The organism is Nostoc sp. (genome assembly GCF_036917635.1).
GTDB lineage: Bacteria > Cyanobacteriota > Cyanobacteriia > Cyanobacteriales > Nostocaceae > Nostoc.
This window is the reverse complement of record NZ_JBALCW010000078.1, coordinates 53,887-75,588: the sequence shown is the minus strand read 5'-3', so window position 1 is coordinate 75,588 and position 21,702 is coordinate 53,887. Positions and strand designations below refer to the sequence as shown.

At 41.7% G+C, this 21,702-nt stretch carries 18 protein-coding genes and 1 tRNA gene; 14 read left to right on the top strand and 5 right to left on the bottom strand.

From position 1 onward, the window contains the following. Positions 1–65 precede the first annotated feature (65 nt). The 4 genes from ispD (at position 66) to V7K32_RS18445 (ending at position 2,069) form a co-directional block, all read left to right on the top strand. Complete coding sequence (ispD, locus tag V7K32_RS18460) at positions 66–749, top strand: 2-C-methyl-D-erythritol 4-phosphate cytidylyltransferase (RefSeq protein WP_334995255.1); 684 nt, start codon at positions 66–68, stop codon at positions 747–749. A gap of 26 nt (positions 750–775) precedes the next feature. Beyond that, positions 776–946, top strand: a complete 171-nt coding sequence (locus V7K32_RS18455; RefSeq protein WP_334995254.1) for a hypothetical protein — start codon at positions 776–778, stop codon at positions 944–946. Positions 947–1,056: 110 nt separating this feature from the next. Next, the gene (gene scpB, locus V7K32_RS18450) at positions 1,057–1,593 is read left to right on the top strand and encodes an SMC-Scp complex subunit ScpB (RefSeq protein WP_334995253.1); all 537 of its coding nucleotides are present in this window, start codon (positions 1,057–1,059) and stop codon (positions 1,591–1,593) included. Between the two features lie 128 nt (positions 1,594–1,721). Beyond that, positions 1,722–2,069 carry a DUF760 domain-containing protein gene (locus V7K32_RS18445; RefSeq protein WP_118162998.1) on the top strand — a complete coding sequence of 116 codons (348 nt, stop codon included), beginning with the start codon at positions 1,722–1,724 and terminating at the stop codon, positions 2,067–2,069. Positions 2,070–2,333: 264 nt separating this feature from the next. Here V7K32_RS18445 and V7K32_RS18440 read toward each other — a convergent pair whose 3' ends face one another. Then, the gene (locus V7K32_RS18440; protein ID WP_334995252.1) at positions 2,334–3,542 is read right to left on the bottom strand and encodes an HhoA/HhoB/HtrA family serine endopeptidase; all 1,209 of its coding nucleotides are present in this window, start codon (positions 3,540–3,542) and stop codon (positions 2,334–2,336) included. A gap of 214 nt (positions 3,543–3,756) precedes the next feature. On the opposite strand from V7K32_RS18440, the gene V7K32_RS18435 reads away from it, so the two are divergent. Continuing rightward, entirely contained in the window at positions 3,757–4,650 is an 894-nt protein-coding gene (locus V7K32_RS18435) for a M23 family metallopeptidase (RefSeq protein ID WP_334995251.1), read from the top strand. A 96-nt stretch (positions 4,651–4,746) separates the two neighbouring features. Here V7K32_RS18435 and V7K32_RS18430 read toward each other — a convergent pair whose 3' ends face one another. The 4 genes from V7K32_RS18430 to V7K32_RS18415 all read right to left on the bottom strand — a co-directional run bounded on the left by V7K32_RS18430 (position 4,747) and on the right by V7K32_RS18415 (position 7,748). Continuing rightward, positions 4,747–5,784, bottom strand: a complete 1,038-nt coding sequence (locus V7K32_RS18430; protein ID WP_334995250.1) for a cysteine hydrolase family protein — start codon at positions 5,782–5,784, stop codon at positions 4,747–4,749. A 148-nt stretch (positions 5,785–5,932) separates the two neighbouring features. Next, entirely contained in the window at positions 5,933–6,139 is a 207-nt protein-coding gene (locus tag V7K32_RS18425) for a type II toxin-antitoxin system RelE/ParE family toxin (RefSeq protein ID WP_334995249.1), read from the bottom strand. Beyond that, positions 6,139–6,357 carry a hypothetical protein gene (locus V7K32_RS18420; RefSeq protein WP_334995248.1) on the bottom strand — a complete coding sequence of 73 codons (219 nt, stop codon included), beginning with the start codon at positions 6,355–6,357 and terminating at the stop codon, positions 6,139–6,141. Before V7K32_RS18420 ends, V7K32_RS18425 begins: the two co-directional genes overlap by 1 nt. A 206-nt stretch (positions 6,358–6,563) precedes the next feature. Then, positions 6,564–7,748, bottom strand: coding sequence for an aminotransferase class V-fold PLP-dependent enzyme (locus V7K32_RS18415; protein ID WP_334995313.1), 1,185 nt, complete (start codon positions 7,746–7,748; stop codon positions 6,564–6,566). A gap of 167 nt (positions 7,749–7,915) precedes the next feature. Between V7K32_RS18415 and V7K32_RS18410 the strand changes: the two genes are divergently transcribed. From V7K32_RS18410 to V7K32_RS18370, 9 genes are all read left to right on the top strand, one after another. Further along, positions 7,916–9,376: a TM0106 family RecB-like putative nuclease gene (locus tag V7K32_RS18410; RefSeq protein ID WP_334995247.1), complete on the top strand. Its 1,461-nt coding sequence runs from the start codon at positions 7,916–7,918 to the stop codon at positions 9,374–9,376. A gap of 129 nt (positions 9,377–9,505) precedes the next feature. Continuing rightward, positions 9,506–10,690, top strand: a complete 1,185-nt coding sequence (locus V7K32_RS18405; protein ID WP_334995246.1) for an esterase-like activity of phytase family protein — start codon at positions 9,506–9,508, stop codon at positions 10,688–10,690. Between the two features lie 285 nt (positions 10,691–10,975). Further along, a complete protein-coding gene (locus V7K32_RS18400; RefSeq protein ID WP_334995245.1) occupies positions 10,976–12,598 on the top strand; it encodes a serine/threonine protein kinase in 1,623 nt (540 codons plus the stop codon). Between the two features lie 98 nt (positions 12,599–12,696). Further along, positions 12,697–14,217: a serine/threonine protein kinase gene (locus tag V7K32_RS18395; RefSeq protein ID WP_334995244.1), complete on the top strand. Its 1,521-nt coding sequence runs from the start codon at positions 12,697–12,699 to the stop codon at positions 14,215–14,217. A 110-nt stretch (positions 14,218–14,327) separates the two neighbouring features. After that, positions 14,328–14,401, top strand: a tRNA-Asp gene (locus tag V7K32_RS18390). 138 nt (positions 14,402–14,539) lie between these two features. Next, positions 14,540–15,985 carry a glutamate--tRNA ligase gene (gltX, locus tag V7K32_RS18385; RefSeq protein WP_334995243.1) on the top strand — a complete coding sequence of 482 codons (1,446 nt, stop codon included), beginning with the start codon at positions 14,540–14,542 and terminating at the stop codon, positions 15,983–15,985. Between the two features lie 363 nt (positions 15,986–16,348). Beyond that, complete coding sequence (locus V7K32_RS18380) at positions 16,349–16,843, top strand: hypothetical protein (protein WP_334995242.1); 495 nt, start codon at positions 16,349–16,351, stop codon at positions 16,841–16,843. 469 nt (positions 16,844–17,312) lie between these two features. Beyond that, positions 17,313–19,199, top strand: a complete 1,887-nt coding sequence (gene ftsH2, locus V7K32_RS18375; RefSeq protein ID WP_334995241.1) for an ATP-dependent zinc metalloprotease FtsH2 — start codon at positions 17,313–17,315, stop codon at positions 19,197–19,199. Positions 19,200–19,328: 129 nt separating this feature from the next. Next, positions 19,329–21,638, top strand: a complete 2,310-nt coding sequence (locus V7K32_RS18370) for a site-2 protease family protein (protein WP_334995240.1) — start codon at positions 19,329–19,331, stop codon at positions 21,636–21,638. The last annotated feature ends 64 nt before the right edge of the window (positions 21,639–21,702 follow it).

Genomic DNA, 21,702 nt, shown 5'->3' with positions numbered 1-21,702 from the left:
TTTATTGACGCTTACTCGCTCCCTATTTTAGGGGAAAATATATAGCTTAAAGATTGAGGAATTCTGTGTATTTACTAATTCCAGCTGCGGGAACCGGAAAAAGAATGGGGAGTAACCGCAATAAACTCCTGCTACTGGTGCGATCGCAACCAATTATTGCCTGGACTCTATTAGCCGCAGAAGCTGCCAGTACAATCAGTTGGATCGGAATTATTTCTCAGCCTACGGATTGGCCAGACTTCAACGCAATTCTCGCCGATCTGAAGCTGACGAAACCAGTGGAATTGATTACAGGTGGTTCCACCCGCCAAGAATCTGTTTACAATGGCTTGCAGGCGCTACCAGTAGCCGCAGAACAAGTGTTAATTCATGATGGGGCTAGATGCCTTGTCACACCAGATTTATTTAACTCTTGTACCCAGGCGATTCGCCACTGTCCCGGTTTAATTGCTGCTGTACCCGTTAAAGACACCATCAAAGTTGTCGATGAACAAGGCATAATTCAAAAAACACCCGATAGACGGCAATTATGGGCAGCACAAACTCCCCAAGGATTTGATGTCAAGTTGTTGAAACAGTGCCACGCTGAAGGTGTCCGTCAAGGTTGGGAAGTAACTGACGACGCCGCCTTATTTGAAAAATGTGGTATTGAAGTGCGAATTGTCGAGGGAGAAGAGACAAATTTAAAAGTGACTACTCCACAAGATTTAGCGATCGCAGAATTTATTCTCACAACTAGAGGCTTTTGAGGGAGTGGGGAGTGGGGAGTGGGGGGATGAGGGAGCAGGGGAGGCAGGGGAGGCAGGGGGAGCAGGGGAGGGCAGGGGAGGCAGGGGGAGCAGGGGAAGCAGGGGGAGCAGGGGGAGCAGGGGAGGCAGGGGAGGCAGGCGGAGAAGAACTATTTATTGACCAATTCCTAATGCCCAATCCCCAATCCTCAATTTGAGAGGATCAAAACAATATTTTGACAATTTACGATATAATCCCACACACTTGTTGATTGTTAGTTGTCATCTGCTAATGACCAATGACTAATGACCAATGACTAATAACTAAATGATTACAGCCACAGCGACGAAGATAGAAGCAATTCTGTATTTAAAGGGTAAACCCTTGTCGCTCGGCGAAATCGCCGAGTATGCCGCGTGCGATCGCGCCAGTGTCAAAGAAGGCATAATTGAATTAATGGACAACTATGCCCACCGAGATAGCGCCCTAGAGGTAGTAGAAACTCCAGATGGTTACAGTTTGCAACTCCGGTCTGATTTTCATGACTTAGTGCAAACGATGATACCAGTAGAATTGGGTGTAGGTGCATTGCGAACTTTAGCTGCGATCGCCCTTAATAGTCCCATACTCCAAAGCGACTTGATTAACCTGCGCGGTTCAGGAGTATATCAGCACGTTCCAGAACTCGTCGAACTTGGTTTCATCCGAAAGCGCCGAGACAGCGATTCTCGCTCCTATTCACTCCAAGTAACCCCGAAATTTCATCAATATTTCCAAATCGAACAACTCCCTCAAATACTTTCCACTAGCCAGAAGGAAGAACAATTAGAACTAGAACTAGAACTGGAGGGAGTGAGGGAGTGAGTGACAAGATATTAATAACCATTGCCCATTCCCCACTCCCCTCCTCTTGACTTATACCTGTGGTGAATGCGCTACCTTTGTACTATGGTTTAAAGTAGAGTTAGCAATTAAGCTAAATAAAACTGCCAATGGTGTTTAATCCTGACTTTTTAAATGACAACTCTGAGGAACACCCTAATCAACTTCTTTCAGACCACTCTGAGCAATACCCCAATCAGTTACTCAAATATCTACAGCATCAGTCTCCTGATGTTTTAGCGAGGATTGCTCAGTCCGCCAGCCCCGAAATTAAACAAATCATCTCGCAAAATGTCCAAGGGCTTGTGGGAATGCTCCCGCCAGAAAATTTTAACGTGCAAATCACAACAGATCGGGAGAACTTAGCTGGGCTTCTAGCGTCGGCCATGATGACAGGGTATTTTCTGCGCCAGATGGAACAAAGAATGCAGTTAGAGCATTTGTCTAATGGTCAATAGTCAATAGTCAAATATTTTGGAAATATTGACCAAATAATTCGTAATTCGTAATTCGTAATTCGTAATTAAAAAGGTCACACCAGCCCACACTGAATTATTTAATTCAGTGGTTAACAAGACATTTGGCGAGAGTTCAAGCTTCCACTGATAGCGACGCTAAAAGCAAGTCGGCGTTCGGTTTTAGCGTCTTCTAGAGAGCGTCTTGGAATTACGAATTACGTTAGCGAGTCCGCTAGCGTCATTATCAATTACGAATTATTTTGACTACTTCCTTTCTGGATAAGCTCCTGATTGTACTTTGAAGGTTTGAATTTTACTGTTACGGTTGACTTCGATAGCTATTATGTCCCCAACTGTGCTGGACTCTACGAGCTTCTGGACTTGGGCTGAGGTTTTGACTGGTTTACCGTTAACTTTTTGAATCACGTCTCCAGGAAGCAGTCCTCCACGCTTGGCTGGGGAATCCTCTGTAACTTCTTTAATCACAATCCCAGCTTCCTGCTGAATGCTGATCTCTTTTTCTTGATTAATCTGCTGTTTTCTGATGGGAGAAAGGTCTGCCATTTCAATACCCAAGAAGGGATGTTCCGCACGCCCTTTGGTAAAAAGTTCATTAGCGATGCGGGCGGCGGTTTCAATGGGTATGGCGAAACCGAGTCCTTGAGCATCAGCGCGGATGGCAGTGTTAACACCAATCACTTCGCCTTGGGCGTTTAACAATGGTCCACCAGAATTACCAGGGTTAATTGCGGCATCAGTTTGAATAAAGCTGACTCGCTTATCTGGCACACCAACTTGAGCGCTGGTGCGATCTGTAGCGCTGACGATGCCGATAGTGACAGTATTATCTAAACCTAGAGGATTGCCAATAGCGATCGCCCATTCTCCTGGTATCAAGTTTTGCGAATTGCCCAGTTTCACAGTCGGTAAATGATGTGCTTCTATTTTCACTACTGCCACATCTGTTACCGAATCAACTCCTACCACCTTCCCCTCTAGACTCCGACCATCTTTGAGGGTGACTTGTACTGTATCTGTATCAGCTACCACATGAGCGTTAGTGAGTAATTCTCCATCTTCGCTCAAAATAAATCCCGATCCTGTACCGCGCTCAATGCGTTCTTCAGGAATTGGTTGCTCATCCTCCCCAAAGAATCGCCGCAAGAGGGGATTTTTTAAAGCGTCAGAAATAGGATTAGCGACTTTGCGAGTGGCATTAATTCGCACCACAGCCGGCCCAACTTTTTGCACTGCCATCGCAATAAAATTCACATTATCGCCCCCAGTAGCTTCAATTGCTCCGTTAGAGGAATTTGGCACTACAGATTCTGGAGGGGAAGCCATTGTTACATTTCTTAACTGTTGGAACGAAGAATTTTTGAGCAGGAAATAGCGACTGCCAAATATACCTGCACCACAGCCAAACGCCACTAAAAATATATAAACCGCCAGTTGCTTTAAGGATAACTTCATAATCATTCTGCTTAAGGACAGAAATGCAGTTGCTAACTTCTAAGTGTAGTCAAGCTAACGGCAAGTGGACAGATCAATTTACGAGGAATTGGGCATTAGTCATTGGTTATTCTTCTTTTCTCCCTCATCTCCCTCATCTCCCTCATCCCCCCTCATCCCCCCACTCCCCACTCTTCCCATTTAAAATTTAATAATGCGATCTTGACCTGTATACATGACTTTACCCTTTCGTCAACTCCTTCTCTGTAGCTTAGTTAGCGCCTTGAGCTTAGTATCCATACTGCCAAACATCAACAGCGCCAAGGCTGCTGTGGGTGGTTGCCCAACTCCAGCCCTATCTCGCTTCCAACGCCATAAAGTTGTTCGTGGCGAAACTTTAGAGAGCATAGCGCAACGTTACAATCTCCTGCCTACAACTATTATTGGCATGAATCCCGCTTTGCAGAGCGCTACAATCGCACCGGTTGGTAGTGTACTTCAAATTCCTCCCTACAATGGGATTGTCGTTGAAGTGCCTCGTGGTGAAACTTGGCGACAAGTGGCGGCACAATACAAAGTTCGTGCTGATAGCCTTTTTGAGGTGAATGGCTGCCAACAAAACCCCAGAATTGTGTTTGTTCCGGGGGTAAATTGGTCGCCCAATGGTGTTGTAACTAAGTCTCCTTTACCTACTGATGCAGGTACGCCAAACCGTGCATCCTTGTCTGGATATCCTTTGGGGGAAGTGGCAAATGTGGGGTTAGCTTACGGCTGGCAAATTAATCCTGCTACAGGTGAAGTTTTCTTCCATAGTGGTGTTGATTTATTGGCACCAGTTGGTACAGATGTGCTAGCGATCGCACCTGGAACCGTAGCCTTTGCTAATGATCAAGGTTCTTATGGCAAGTTGGTCATTATTAACCACAGTGGCGGACTCCAAAGCCGCTATGCCCAGCTTGACAGTATCAAGGTTTCTGTCGGTCAGCAAGTAAAAAAAGGAGACTTATTGGGAACAGTAGGCACTAGTGGAAAACCAAGTTCCAGTCAACCGCACCTCCATTTTGAAGTGCGTTCTAGCTCGTCTCTGGGTTGGGTAGCGGAAGATCCCAAGGGTTATTTGAAGAAATGAGGTTTGTTTTGAAACGCAGAGGGACGCAAAGGGAAGCGCAAAGGAACGCAAAGGAAATCTCTGTGTTCCTCTGCGAAACCTTTGCGATCGTTTGCGTTAAAGAAAGGATGCTATATTTTCGCTAGATTTTACAATGTGCATTCCTGCCTCTGCAAACCTTGCAAATGCTGCATCTGCCTGTTCTGTATAGTCCACAATATTTGGAACGACAACGGGGGAAGTGCAATCTTCTAATAGATAGATTTTTTCAGCAAGGTTAGCATCTACCTGTTTAATTTCTGTTAATAAATCGTCAATTGTCCAAGCGACGCAGTGACTTTTAGCTTGACCACCAATAATTACTGCATCATATTCTAAAAGTTGCTTAATCAGGCGCGTGTTCTTTAAAGCAAGTGGACGTTGCTCAAAATCTTCTAACACCTCTGGACGCAAAATGGAATAGTTTTCTGTTAATGGATTTTCACCTTTAATTTCAAATTGCGTCTGGCTTTGACGAGCAATCCCGTGAAAAAATATCGCTTCTTCTACTGATGAAACTAAAGCATGACCAATACCACCCAACATAGAATGATAAGGCCAAACTGTCAGGGGATATTTACCGTCTTGACTTAGTTGTTTAAGGTAATGGTAAGTATGTTTTTCTAATAATTTATAATCCCCATTAGTAACAGTGTCAGCAACTGCTGGGTTAACTTTCCAGATACCTTGTTCGATGTCTTTTGGGGTAATGTTAGTAGCTGCTGGAGTAGGATGTTTTCCGGCGGCGTTCACCCAAAAGATGGGATGGAAGATTTGTGTGGCTGTGTGGGTATCCAGGGTGGGTACAATTTTTGTAATTACTCCCAAATTCCGATATATAAATTCACACAATCTGACGTTATCATCCACTGCTCCTTTGCCAGATTTTCCACCTACAAATAATTCAAATCCAGGTATGCAGAAGGTGTTTTGGACATCAATTAATAGTAAGCAAATCCGGCTTTTATCTAAAGATGCAGATTTGATATAGTGTTGCTTTGCCCAGATTTCAGCTTCGGCGGAACGTTCTTGGTAAGGTACGCGCCAGACATCGCCGACTTTTTCTGAGTTAAAGCACGGAGGAATTGGTAGTTGGGGTGTTGTTTGGGTGTTCATAATTACAGCCACTTTTATTCTGTAATAACATCTATGATTTCAATTCCCAAATTTTCTCAAGCCTAGTGTTGCCTTAGTAAACATCATCATGAGAACCCAAGGTCAACAAATAAATCACTAATTCCCCAGAATCGGGATGAGGAACAAACTAAAATAGAATACGATTGCTGTAGTCTATGGAACAAGCCCATGTACCCAATAAATCCCCTTTAAGTTTATGAGTACGCAAGCTAGGGTAAAACGGATCTTCAGCAAGTTGTTGTAATCTTTGCTCAACTACAGAGCGTAATTCTGGATTTCGACGGGCTAAACGCTTAAAATCTCGAATAAATCTTGCACTCCAAAGCAGTTGCATCAATCATCTAACTCCGCCATTAAATCAGCAACAGTTCCACTACGTACCTCCCCTTTAGCATAGGCTTCACGAGCTTCTGCAACCGCCTTTAATAAGTCATCCCGTCCCTGTTGTTTGAGGCGCTTTTGGATAATATCAACAAGAATAGCCTGAGCTTCTGGATCTAATGCTTCTACAGCTTCTATGGCTTTCTGGAATGTAGATGTTTTTTCTAGCATGGGCGTCAAAGAATTTGATGATAAATCTAATTTAGCTGCTGGTGTGTGTAATCTGTTTACTCAATAGTATATTTGTATTAAGTAAAACGGCGTAAATAATTAAAGGTTTGTAGTAAGGACTTCAGTCCTTCTTTTAGGACTAAAGTCCTTACTACTAACTCAGGGTTAGCGCGTCTCAAAATTTATTGACAAGAGGACTTACCTGATCAGCAATCAGGTTGAATCGCCTCAATCAATTGGTCGATTTCCGATTCTAAAGTAAAGTAATGGACGGTAACTCGTATACAGCTAGGATCGGCAATTGTCCGAGTTAATATTCTTTGTGAGTCTAAAAATTGCACTAATTTGAGATTAGCTTGGGGCTGATTATTTATGAGTTGGAACGAGACGATACCGCTTTCGGGTGGGGAAGTTCGTAGACACTTGACATCAGGTAACGCCACTAACCGCCGCCAGAGGTAATCACTGTTATGGCAAATTTGCTCGTAACGTTCCTGAGAGGTTCCCCATTGCTGATGGATTGCGATCGCCTCCCGTAACCCAACATACAACGGATAAGCTAATGTAGACACTTCATATCGTCGCCCATCTGGAAGCCAATCCACAGGCTGAGATTGACTATCTACAACAATGCCATTCAAACCAATAAAGGTAGGTTTCAGGCTTTCTCGTGCTTCTGGTCGGACATACAAGCCACCAGCACCCGCAGGGCCACATAACCATTTGTGACCAGTGAAAGCATAAAAATCTACACCCAATTCAGTCAAGTTTAAAGGCAACAAACCAGCAGATTGGGCAGCATCTATCAGTAAAAAAGAATGATTATTTCTGCATACTTCGGCGATTTTATCAAGTGGTAAAACTTGACCAGTATTCCAGAAAACATGACTTAATATTACAAGACGGGTATTAGGGCGCAAATGCTGGGCAATAACTTTTACAGGGTCGCCCTCATTTAAAGTTGCCTTTAGGGGACAGGTGGTAACTTCCACGGCAAATCTTCGTGAGATTTCCTGGGTTGTGGCAATTACGCCTGGATGTTCGCAGTCTGAAAGTAGTATATGGTCCCCAGCCCGCCACTCAATGCCCCACATGGCGATATTACAGCCAACAGTGACATTCTGCGTAAGAGTAATTGTTTCGCTTGGTGCATGTAACTCCGAAGCGATCGCCTCTCTTGCAGCTTGAGTCTGGGGCGCTATCCAGCCATACGCCTCATTACCAAAGGGGCCTATTTGCTGAACATAAGCTTGAGTTTGGGCGATCGCATCCATTGCCCTTTGGGGCATCGGCCCTTGTCCCCCATAATTGAAATAAGTCTTATTCGCTAAAGCCGGAAATTGCTCTCGATGGCTATGCAACCTGGTTTGTGTAACAGAAGTAGTGGTCATACCAATTTTAGATTTTAGATTGTACATTTTGGATTAGTCAAAAGTCATTGATTATTCGTTATTTTTTACTCATCCCCCTCATCTCCCTCATCCCCTCCATTCTCCCACTCCATGATTAGTTGTCTGAGTTACTCCCAGACTGTACTAATTCTTGTTAACTTAAAAGAATGCTAATTAATGCTGAACTCCTACTGCAATACCAACGCTGTAAACGCCGGACTTTTCTAGATATCCACGGTGACAAAAGTCAGCGTGATGCTCCCAATGAGTTGCTGCAAAAACTGCAACAGGACAAAATCGCTCATCAGCTGAGTACTTTGGCAAAGGTGACTTATCAGCAACCAGATTATTCTTATGGAAACTGGGAAGCGGCAGAGGCAGCAACTTTAGAATTGATGCAGCGTGGGGTTGAGTACATCTATAAGGGAGTACTGTTAGCAAATTATTCTCAAGGATACACCCTGCTAAGTCGTCCAGATTTACTTGTCAAACGCCCAGGAAAATCCTGCTTTGGAGATTGGATGTATGTTCCGGCTAGTATTGAACTGGGTAAGCGCCCTAAGCAAGAATATCAAGTTGTTGCCGCATTTCACGCCCAGGTATTGGCAACAATCCAGGACTTTGTACCAGAAACAGCTTGGCTAATATTGCGTACTAAAGATCAAAATTATCCTGTGGATTTGCTCAAATGGACACCACGGATGCAGCAAATTCTGGAGGATTTTGTTGAAGTTTTACAATTAGCGAATCCGCCAGAGGTGTTTATTTCTCGGCAAAAGTGCAACCTTTGCCATTGGTATAGTCAATGTTATGCGATCGCTCAATCTGAAAAACATCTCTCACTATTACCAGGCGTAACACCCATTCGCTACACTCAACTCCAAGACGTAGCCATCACCACACTAGAATCTCTCGCTAATACCAGTCCCAGCGCCTTAGAAAACTTAGTTGGTTTTGACCGTGAAGTAGCGCCAAAGCTGATAGTGCAAGCTCAATCTGCACTGGAAAAACGACCGTTAATATTACCCTACCCGCTACCAATAAAAGATATTACATTCACAGCACCCATAGAGCTTTACTTTGATATTGAAGCACAGCCAGACTTGGATTTAAATTATCTTTTAGGGGTTTTAGTCGTTGATAGACTTGCCAATACAGAACAGTTTTATTCGTTTTTAGCAGATAAACCAGAAGACGAAGAATTAGTTTGGCAGCAATTTTTGGATTTAGTTTGGCAATATCCCGAAGCGCCAATTTATCATTTTTGTGTGTACGAGTTTGATACAGTTAAACGGTTGGCAAGGCTTTACAACACTCCTCCTTCCTCAGTGCGTCCTGTACTGAGTCGATTTGTGGATGTATATGAACAATTAACCCAAAGTGTAGCATTGCCTGTAGAAAGTTATGCCCTGAAAGCGATCGCTCGTTGGTTAGGATTTGAGTGGCGAGAAAAAGAGGCTAGTGGTGCAAAGTGTATTTACTGGTACGATCAGTGGCTAGAAACAGGCGATCGCACCTTACTAGAAATTATCCAAAGCTACAACGAAGATGACTGTCGCGCTACCCTCAAAGTTAAAAACTGGCTTGTAAACTTTTTTCAGGATCAATATGGTTTGCGGCTAGCTTAACTAATTTCGTATTTTTAAAGGTTTTCAATTGCTTAGAATACATCTTATTTGTAGCGGTGTAAAGATATGAACCCTGCTTGCTTCAGCGCGATCTCTTATTTATAATTTTACCACTTCCACAAAAAATATATGCAGCTAATTAAAAATATCTTCAAAATTCCCCGAATTATTTACTTCTTTATCCCAATTATAATTATCATCATTTTATTTAATTTTTTACCCATAAATGCTGTTGAAATCAGTAGCATAGACTTTATCGGTGAAGCTACTTTAGCAAAAGGTTTAACTTTACAAAAAACTGAAATTGGAGGTTTATCTGGAATTACATATAATGCCAAAAACAACCTTTATTATGCTATTTCCGATGACCGTGGGCAAAAAGCTGCCGCCCGTTTTTATACCCTGAAAATTGACTTAAGCAAAGGTTCCCTACAAAAGGGTAAAGTTGTTCCCATCAGTGTTACTACATTATTAAATGAAAATGGTCAAACATTTCGCCCTGGTGAAACTGATACAGAAGGTATTGCCTTAAGTAATAAAGCAACTGTATTTATTTCTTCAGAAGGCGATGTTGCAAAATTAATTAATCCTTTTATTAAAGAGTTCTCCTTATCTTCTGGCAGAGAAATTACAACACTTCCCATACCAAACAAATTTTTGCCTGATAAAACTGGTAAACAAGGTATCCGCAACAATTTGGCTTTTGAAAGCCTTACCATCACACCCGATAAAAAGCATCTATTCACAGCCACCGAAAATGCTCTAATTCAAGATGGTGTCGCAGCGAAAGCTAACATCGGTACTCCTTGCCGGATTTTGCAATACAACTTGCTCAACAATCAACCAGAAAAGGAATTTATTTACCAAACAGAACCAGTTTCTCCCTTTTTGAATGTGACTGGCAAATTCGCTAGTGGATTACCTGATTTACTTGCTCTGGATAATCAAGGACACTTCCTAAGTTTAGAAAGGTCATTTACTGGTTTAGGATTTGCTATTTCCCTGTTCCAAGTTTCTTTAGAAAAAGCTGATGATATTCATCAGATTGATAGTCTTTTAGCAGTTGACTCCAAGAATATTAAACCAGTTCAGAAAAAACTGCTGTTAGATTTGAGAACCCTAGATGTACTACTAGACAACATCGAAGGCTTAACTCTTGGGCCTAAACTACCCGATGGTCAGCAATCATTAATTCTCATCAGTGATAACAATTTTAACTCCCTGCAACGCACGCAGATACTAGCCTTTAAAATTAAAATTGAAACACCGCTAATCAGATTTTTACGCCGTTTACTCCCGAATCTCAACCGCTAGCTGTACAGAGGTATCAGGGTTTTACTGCCATTTACTTTTTACTGTGTATTCACGGAATCTACTAGGTAAGTTTATCTAGTTGATTTGTAGTTTCCGTGTAATTTCTCAACCGTATTGCTTAATAAATATGTTACACAATATATAGGAAATTTTACAAATAGATTAAACATGATTACAGCATATGATTAATTGTCTACAAATTATGATACTTTTTAAATTTAGATTTAATAATTAGCTAGACTTATTAAAGTATTTTGCCAACAATATTTTTCATACATAATTTTGATGTCACCAACTAAAATTGAGAATATGGTAGGGCAAAAAGCAGGGTTAGACGATTACATTGGGCAACTTTTAAATAATCGCTATTTAATCAGACACTTGATTGGCAAAGGGGGGATGGGTAGAGTTTATTTAGCAGAAGATACTGCTAAAGGTGGTATGCCGATCGCAATCAAAATTTTATCACTGAGTTTGGCGAACCAGCAGATGTCCCAACGCTTTGCCAGAGAAATTTTTATTGGCGCTCAATTGGGTCGTAAAAGTAAAAATATTGTTCGCATATTAAGTTATGGCATTACTGAAGATAAAACTCCTTTTTATGTAATGGAATACCTGCAAGGAAAAAATCTCAAACAAATTGTCAAAATTCAACCCTTAGCAATATCGAAGTTCTTAAATATTTCTAATCAAATTTGTTTAGGCTTACAATGTGCTCACCAAGGTATCAGCCTCAAAGGAGAGATTTATCCCATTGTTCACAGGGATATAAAACCAGAAAATATATTCATTACTGAAGATAGTAAACAAGGAGAAATTGTTAAAATACTAGATTTTGGTATTGCCAAGTTTTTAACAGAGCGAAGTGGGATGACTCTGACAGATTCTTTTATTGGCAGTTTACCTTACTGTTCTCCAGAACACATGGAAGGGCGAAAATTGCTAGATGTCCGCTCTGATATTTACAGTTTGGGAGTACTAATGTTTGAGATGCTGACAGGAAAGCATCCATTTCAGACAAAAAGTAACTCCTTTGGTACTTGGTATCAAGCGCATCGCTTTCAAATTCCACCTACCTTTGAGGAAGTGAATCCGCAAGTCAAAATTCCGCAGGTGTTAGAAAAAATAGTAATGAATTGTTTAGCTAAAGAAGTAAGCGATCGCCCTCAAAATATCAACCAAATATTAGAAGGTTTAGAAAAAGTTAATCTTCAGATTAATGATGGTATTCCTAGCAATAGCAGTGACATTATTAAACTTTCATTTCCGGTTCAATTAATTCCTTCAACTTTATTATCAGAAAAAGAGTGTTTACAAAAGAATTGGCCTAAAAATAAACCAATTGCGCCAATTGGGTTTCCCCATTTAATACAAACGCCTCAAAGAGCTATACCAACTTTTTGGGCAATGTTACCCAAACAAGAAATTACAAAATTTTTGGATAAAATACATGGTACTGAATTTATTAGTCAAATGAATGTTTACCCGATGCTATTGTGGGTAACAGTCCTATATGATGCCCAACCTTCTATGGCTAAGTGGCTACCTTATTTTCTGGATTTGAAAGATAAGAAAGCCCAGAATATAGCACGCAATTTAGCAGAAGTAGGTTACTATCATCTACTATTTTTTGCTATAGAATATCCAACCCAATGCTCTCATGTAAAAACTTTAAGCCTTACGCCTAAACAGCGCCAGCAACTTATAGATTGCTTAGATATGAGTCAACATTCAAATGAATTAATTCCGTCTAATCAAGCCAAAAATATTCTAAAAACAAATTATGAAAAGCTGAAGTTAGACATTTTGCAAAACTTAGCCGCATCTAAAAAAACTGAGATAGAAGGTTTAAAAAATTGGATGGATAAATTTTGGGATATGTTTTTAAACCTTTTATCACGTTCTTGAAAATTTGCTATCAAAATTAAAATAGTTTCTCCCATTATCTAATCATATTTTTATGTGTATATTACTAAGAAATAGACTCAGCAGCAGAGGTAAAAAAAGTGAATCAGAGCTTATTTACATCTCCAAGTAGTACGGGCTTACTTGCCAATCGTTATCAACTCAAGCAATTAATTGGTAGCGGTGGCATGGGTGAAGTTTTTTTAGCAAATGATATTTTGTTAGGAGGCATACCAGTTGCTATCAAGTTTTTGACTCAAACTGTTGTTGATACTAAGATGCAACAAGACTTTGCTCGTGAAGCTTTAATGAGTGCAGCTTTGAGTCAAAAGAGCTTACATATAGTGCGGGCCCATGATTATGGTGTGAATGAGAAAGGAAAACCATACTACGTCATGGAATATCTATGTGGCAAGAGTTTAAAGGATTTAATTCCGCTACCATTGCCGATGTTTTTGACTCTCTCCCGCCAAATTTGTTTGGGCTTACAGTGCGCCCATCAAGGTATTAACGTTGATGGTAAAATTTGCCCGTTAGTTCATAGAGATATCAAACCTGCCAATATATTAGTTATTCCCGATCCGATATTAGGCCAGTTAGTTAAAATTCTCGATTTTGGGATTGCTAGATTTTTGAATTATGCATCAAAAGCTAGTACATGTAGCGGATTTAATGGCACTTTACCCTACTGTTCTCCAGAACAGCTAGATGGGGAAAAATTAGATAGTCGCTCTGATATTTATAGTCTGGGTGTGATGATGTTTGAAATGCTCACAGGCAAAAAACCTTGGCAACCAGAAACTGATTACTTTGGCGCTTGGTATAAAGCACATCACTTTGAGCAACCAAAAGCGATCGCAGAGGTTAAACCCACTCTTAAAATACCTCAAAAGCTAAATAATTTAATCATGTCTTGTCTGGCGAAAAAACCTGGCGATCGCCCCCAAAATATCGCTCAGATTTTGCAAGTTTTAAACAGTTTAGAAGAGTCTAATTGTCCCAGTGTACCTACAATACCCTCTAGTTCCATCTTTAGCCGTCCAATAGATTCAGGTTTACCAATCACAGTAGAACAAAGCTGTCGCAAAGTTCTATGGCCTGAAAATAAACCAATTCAAGAAATTGTTTTTCCCCAGCTTCTAGACACCGCACAGGGATCTATAACAGCGCTATGGTTGATGTTGCGTAAACAAGAAATCAAAAACTATGCCCTTTCTACCCGTTACAACCAGTTTATCTTCATGACATCCCCTCACCCAATGCTGTTGTGGGTGACTATACTCTACAATCGGCAATTGTCTCCTAAGTGGCTACCATGCTATTTAGATATGCAAAATCCCCAAAATCTAAAGCTGGTAAGTTTGTTGGCTGAAAATGAACACTATCCTTTGATTTTCTTTACTCTCGAAGCTCCACATTCCTGCATCAACGTTCTTAGCAGTCGCATCCAGCCAACTCAGCGACAAATGTTGAAAAGCTGGGTGCAACAAATTCATACTCTACCACCCGCTTCTCAACTCCAGTTGAGCAAAGAGCTATTAAAGCAGCAGTATAAACAAATGCAATCCCGCATATTGCAGCATCTGGAATCACAGCCACAAGTTGTATTATCACGGTTTTAAGGAAAAATCCGCACCTTGGAGAGACGGGACAAAAAGAATTCCTAATTTCCAACTCCAAAACACTTGACAAGTAGAAAAAAAATAGTGATAATAGAAAAGTTGCCAAACAAGGGACTGTAGTTCAATTGGTTAGAGCACCGCCCTGTCACGGCGGAAGTTGCGGGTTCGAGCCCCGTCAGTCCCGTTCTAAATTTATGAGTAGTAAATCACTGAACTGAACTTCGGTGATTTTGGATTTTGAATTACCCAAAGGGATTGACTCAGAATTCAGGGTTTGAATATAAGCTACATTTATCATGCTTTGCGAAAGAGAGAATTAACTGTGACTGTCAGAGTCAGAATTGCGCCGAGTCCAACCGGAAATTTACATATTGGTACAGCTAGAACGGCTGTATTTAACTGGTTATTTGCCCGCCACCACGGCGGGAAGTTCATTCTACGAATAGAAGACACAGATTTAGAGCGATCGCGTCCCGAATACACCGACAATATTCTTGAAGGATTGGGTTGGCTAGGGCTTAACTGGGATGAAGGGCCATTTTTCCAATCTCAACGCCTGGATATTTATAAGGAAGCAGTGCAAAAACTGCTAGATCAAGGATTAGCTTATCGCTGCTATACCACTTCTGAAGAACTAGAAACTCTAAGAGAAGCTCAGAAAGCTAGAGGCGAAGCTCCTCGCTATGACAACCGTCACCGCAACCTCACCCCAGAACAACGCGCCGCATTTGAAGCAGAAGGTCGCTCCTCTGTGATTCGCTTCAAAATCGAAGATGGGCGAGAAATTATCTGGAATGACCTAGTAAGGGGAAAAATGTCTTGGCGAGGTAGCGATTTAGGTGGTGATATGGTCATCGCCCGCGCCTCAGAAGAGAGTAGCGGTCAACCTTTATACAACTTTGTCGTTGTAGTGGATGACATCGATATGCAAATCACCCATGTCATCCGGGGAGAAGACCACATCGCCAATACCGCCAAGCAAATTTTACTGTATGAAGCAATGGGTGCAAAAATCCCAGAGTTCTCCCATACGCCCCTGATTTTGAACATGGAAGGACGCAAGCTTTCTAAGCGAGATGGTGTTACTTCCATTTCTGACTTTCAGCAAATGGGCTTTATTGCTGAAGGCTTGGTGAATTACATGACATTGCTGGGTTGGTCGCCACCAGACTCGACGCAAGAAATATTTATCTTAGAAGAAGCAGCGAAAGAATTTGGCTTTGAGCGGGTAAATAAAGCAGGTGCAAAGTTTGACTGGGACAAGCTGGATTGGTTGAACAGTCAGTATATCCACAAGACGCCAGTAGATAAACTCACAGATTTACTCATACCCTTTTGGGAAGCGGCTGGGTATAAATTTGATGGTGGAAGAGAACGCCCCTGGTTAGAGCAGCTTGTAACTTTAATTAGCCAGAGTTTGACTCGTTTAGTAGATGCAGTACCTCAAAGCCAACTGTTTTTTAGCGACACAGTTGAATTTAGCGAGGAAGGTAGTACACAACTAAAGCAGGAAGGTTCTACTGCTGTGCTTGAGGGGATTGTCACAGCTTTAGAAAATCAGCCGCAACTCTCAGAAGCCGCCGCCCAGGAGATTATTAAACAAGTGGTGAAAGAGCAAAAAGTCAAAAAAGGCTTAGTAATGCGATCGCTCCGAGCAGCCTTAACTGGAGATGTTCATGGCCCCGACTTGATCCAATCTTGGTTACTACTGAATCAGATTGGTTTAGATAAGTCACGCTTGAGTAAGGCAATAACGGAAGCTAGTTAGCGATTACAACAATTTTTAGATAGGTCTTTTAGTGGGGAATTGTGAGTGAGGGATTAGGGACTGACAAGAAATAAATTATTCCAATAAACGAACCACAAAGCCACAGAGAACGCAGAGAGAAGAAATAAAGAGAGTTTTTGCGTCAGTTTTGGAACATTTTTTTATTTGTCAGTCCCTTATAAAAATTCTTCCCTTATTCCCCATTCCCCATTCCTCACTATTAAGAACAAGAAATCATTGACTAATTACTAATGAATTATCCCCACTTTCAAATCTAAAATAGGTAGTCAATTATCCTCACTTTGGGAACTTGGTGTGTAAAATTCATGTCTTCAAAAACACTTAGAAGCGAACGTAATTACAATGCCGACAAAAGCGCTCAATAGAGGGATGAGATTATCGTTCATAATAGTTACACTCTTGATCGCATCGACAGTTAATCCTGCCGTTGATGCTCAGGAAACGCCAACGATATTTGGAGATGTCACTATTGGCCCTCAGTTTTCTCCAGACCCCCTGACAGTTCGCGGCATGAGTGGTGGTTCAATATCTGGGAGTAAAGTAGGTGGGAGGAGCGAAACAGCTACTGGCCCTTGCACCGGCTTTGTTGATGAAACACCAGACCACACATTAGCGCTAACAAGTAAATTTGACTACCTAAAGCTGCAAGTGCAAAGCCCTGAAGACACCACCATCATTATCAAGGGGCCTGGTGGTACTTGGTGCAATGACGATTTTGATGGCAAAAATGCTGGCATGATTGGTGAATGGCTGCCTGGAAGTTACCAAATTTGGGTTGGTTCCTACGAAAAAGGTAAGTATCTTCCTTACACTCTACAAATTACAGAAGTTAAGTAAAGTATTGGGAATAATGTGCAAAAACCTTGATAGCCCTCATCCCCTAACCCCGAATCCCTTCATATGGGATTCGGGGAACTAGAATTATGTCTCCCGTCTCCCATGTTTGGGAGAGGGGCTGGGGGTGAGGGAAAAGATTTAAGCCAAAATTGGGATGCTCCCCCATCTCCCCCACTCCCCCTAATCAGAGATGGAACGGCACAAGGAACATTCTGGAGAAATTATCCGTGGCGAGAGCATCCCGTTGCCCTCCCTTTTCTCGTGCGATTTTGTATTAAAATTAAGTTAACTTTGATTAAGATTCTTGTTGGCATCGCCATAATGCGCCAATCGCTGTATGGCAGTGCATATAAGAGATCAAATTACACAAAATGGATTTATAAACATCCGTTTAACAGCTTAAAGTGGCATGATGAACATTCGGTTACTAAGGCTGATGAATTGTATAGGCATCTAGAGGCAAATTAAAATGAAATTCTCTTGGAAAGTGGTAGTACTCTGGACATTGCCTGCTTTGGTAATTGGTTTTTTCTTCTGGCAAGGGGCTTTTGCAGGCGCTCCTACTGACATGAGTAAGAATGCAGCCAATACCCGCATGACCTATGGTCGCTTTCTAGAATACTTGGATGGCGATCGCGTCAACAGTGTCGATCTGTACGAAGGCGGTAGGACAGCAATTATCGAAGCCCGCGATCCAGACATTGAAAATCGTGTCCAAAGGTGGCGGGTGGATTTGCCTATTAACGCTCCTGAGTTAATTAGCAAGCTCAAAGAAAAATCCATTAGTTTTGATGCTCACCCGATGCGGAATGATGGCGCAATTTGGGGATTGTTGGGCAATCTGATATTCCCAGTTTTATTGATTACTGGGCTGTTCTTTTTGTTCCGGCGTTCTAGCAACCTCCCCGGCGGCCCAGGTCAAGCGATGAACTTCGGCAAATCTAAGGCGCGTTTCCAAATGGAGGCGAAAACCGGGGTCAAATTTGACGATGTAGCGGGGATTGAAGAAGCTAAGGAAGAATTGCAAGAAGTTGTCACCTTCCTGAAGCAGCCAGAAAGATTTACCGCAGTAGGCGCACGGATTCCCAAGGGAGTGCTGTTAGTTGGGCCTCCTGGAACTGGTAAAACTTTACTAGCAAAAGCGATCGCTGGTGAAGCAGGTGTACCTTTCTTCAGTATTTCCGGTTCGGAATTTGTGGAAATGTTCGTTGGTGTGGGTGCATCCCGCGTCCGCGATTTGTTCAAGAAAGCTAAAGACAACGCCCCCTGTATCATCTTCATCGATGAAATTGACGCAGTAGGACGACAACGCGGTGCTGGTATCGGTGGCGGTAACGACGAGAGAGAGCAAACCCTGAACCAGTTGCTCACCGAAATGGACGGGTTTGAAGGTAATACAGGCATCATTATTATTGCTGCGACCAACCGTCCCGACGTACTAGACTCAGCCTTGTTGCGTCCCGGTCGCTTTGACCGCCAAGTAACTGTCGATGCACCCGATATCAAAGGACGTTTGGAAATCTTACAAGTCCATGCGCGGAACAAGAAATTAGATCCTAGTGTATCTTTGGATGCGATCGCTCGCCGCACTCCTGGATTTACTGGTGCTGACTTAGCCAACTTACTCAACGAAGCAGCAATTCTGACTGCTAGAAGACGCAAAGAAGCTGTCACCCTCCGCGAAGTTGATGATGCGGTCGATCGGGTAGTCGCTGGGATGGAAGGTACTCCTTTGGTAGATAGCAAGAGCAAGCGCTTAATTGCATACCACGAAATTGGACACGCCTTAGTGGGAACTTTGTTAAAAGACCATGACCCAGTGCAGAAAGTTACCTTGATTCCAAGAGGACAAGCGCAAGGTTTAACTTGGTTTACTCCCAACGAAGAACAAGGGTTAATTTCTCGTTCTCAGTTGAAAGCCAGGATTACTGGTGCTTTGGGCGGTCGCGCTGCTGAGGAAGTAATTTTTGGGGCTGCGGAAGTCACAACTGGTGCTGGTGGAGACTTGCAGCAGTTATCAGGAATGGCGCGGCAAATGGTGACTCGGTTTGGCATGTCTGATTTAGGGCCATTGTCGTTGGAAAGCCAGCAGGGTGAAGTATTCTTAGGTCGTGACTGGACAACCCGCTCTGAGTATTCTGAATCTATCGCCTCTCGCATTGATGGACAAGTGCGAGCGATCGTGGAAGAATGCTACGAAAACTCGAAGAAGATTATCCGTGACCATCGCACTGTCACCGATCGCTTAGTCGATTTGCTCATCGAGAAAGAAACCATTGACGGCGAAGAATTCCGCCAAATTGTGGCTGAGTACGCTGAAGTCCCTGAAAAACAGCAGTACGTACCGCAACTGTAACCACTGTTTTCAAATCACTGAAATGGGTATGGTCAAAAGGCTATACCCATTTTTATTTTAAGTATTAATACTAGGATATTTTGTTTTGTGTCAGGGAATACTAAGTATAACTAAAAATTTGATCTTGCTATGCAATACCTAATCTACCCGATCGCAATTTACGTTCTACTGATTGTTATTCGCTATCTCATTCTCTTTTTACTACTTTGCAAATCTCAGATTCAATATCCCAAGTACCAGATTACAAAGGCTGAGACTGTTCCTATCTATTTAAAAGATTTATTTCAAACTCCCATTAAAGAACTAGAGCAATTCGGCTTTCTTCCATGCAGCTATTTGCAATATCAACCAATGGGCAAAGCCTATCAGCAAACAAATTGGGAACTTCTTTTATATAACAAAGCACTCAAAAGCTATGCCACAGTAGTTATTCGTTGTTTAGCCGAACCTGTCAATTTATTCGATATAGAGTTTTATACCTTTTTTAAGGATAGAACTTTATTACTGACTGTCAACGGCAAACAGCATGGACTTATAGGTGAGTTTCCCAACACTATTGTTCAGGATGTTTATACCAGCGAAGTATCAGTACAATGGCAAACTCATCAAGATCATCTCAAACAATTAACTACCAGCAAAACACCTTGTGGTTTATCACCAGAGTCTTTTGCTCAAGCACTACAGACACAGATGAGTGGCTATGTTAGTAACTTAGCCAAGACGGGTAAAATATCACCAATCAAGGGAACAGAGTTATTTCAGATACATTGGTTAACAATCTTGAGATCGTTTAACCCGATGACGCAGGGTAATAAGAAAGCAGCAAATATCATCAAGCAACGCAGACAACAAGCCAAAACTGATTCCAGCATTTTACAAGAAATCCCTATAGAACTGGAAGTTGAGGGATTTAAACAAATGGAATACACTCAAACAGGTTTGGTGGGTAAAAAATTTCGCACTTGGCTTTTGTTTGGTAGTCTAGGGTTGTTTATCGCCAGTTATACAAGCTTTCTTAATCCACAAAGTGTGGTGATTTTCATCGCTGTACTGTTTTTCCATGAAAGCGGACATTTATTGGCAATGAAACTGTTTGGCTATCGTGATACCTCTGTTTTATTCATACCGTTTTTAGGCGCTTTAGCAACCGCCCGTAAAGATGACGCCACACTCACCCAAAAGTTTTGGATATCTTTAGCAGGGCCATTACCAGGGTTAATTTTGGGGATTGGGTTGGCGGTTCTTAGTGCTTATCCTGATTGGGTACGAGAAACAACTTGGACGCTGATATTTCTAAATTTGTTCAATCTCCTCCCGGTTTATCCTCTAGATGGAGGACAAATTGCTGATTTACTGCTGTTTTCTCGTTTCCCTTACATTGGTGTTTTATTTAAAGTCTTTGGTGTGATTATCTTAGGATTTATCGGAAAAGATAGACCAATGTTGTTGTTATTTGCGATGTTGATAGCTATGGGTATCCCTAATAGCTTCCGCAGTGCTAAAATTAATCAAAAACTTCAAAAACAATTGCGACGAAATCCACCCATAGCTCAGGAAAATCTTTTGGATTTCATATTCAAGTATCTGAAACAACTCGGATATGGAAACTTGCCTTTCAGTAAAAGATACACCTTAGTAAAGGGATTCATTCAACAGCACCACGAATCCCATAGTAAATGGAAAACTAGAGTTTTTCTATTAGTTATATACTGTGTAAGCTTGTTAGGTGGAATGTTAGGTACTCTGCAAGCTATGACTCCTAGCTGGGTAAATTTATTAACTTATTACTCTCAAAATTCTCAGCAAAGACTTGAGCAGATTAGAAAAAATAGACAACAACAAATTGAGATGACAACTGCTACTTTACGTACAAATCCCAATGATGTTAATGCTTATATAAAGCGATCGCGGGCGCGTTTGGGACTGCATGACTATAAAGGCGCAGTAGCAGATTATGACCAAATTGTGCGCTTAAAACCCCACGATATTGAATCTCGGATGACTCGTGCCAACTTTCGTAATAGATTAAAAGATTATAAAGGCGCGATTCAAGATTATAACGAGATTTTGCGCCTTAACCCCAAAAATGTCAATGTTGTCTATTACCAGCGAGCGCGAGTTCTTAATTATCTGGAAGACTATCAAGGAGCGATCGCTGATTACAACGAAATTATTAAATTGGATGCCAAAGATACCTACGCTTATATCTCTCGTGGATATACTCGTCAAAAACTCCAAGATTACAAAGGTGCGATGTCTACGACGGGCTACGCCTACGCAGATGCTAACTATGTAATTCAACTAAATCCTCAAGCAGCAGCAGCATATATATTGCGTAGCCAAATTCGTCGTCATTTGGGAGATAATCAAGGAGCGATCGCAGATGAGCAAACTGGAAGTACTCTTTTTAAATCTATGGATGAGGAAGATCATAGCTGATAAAAACCAATTATTAAGGTTTAATTGAAGTAATATCAGAATTTCGCCAATCACCAATTTAGAA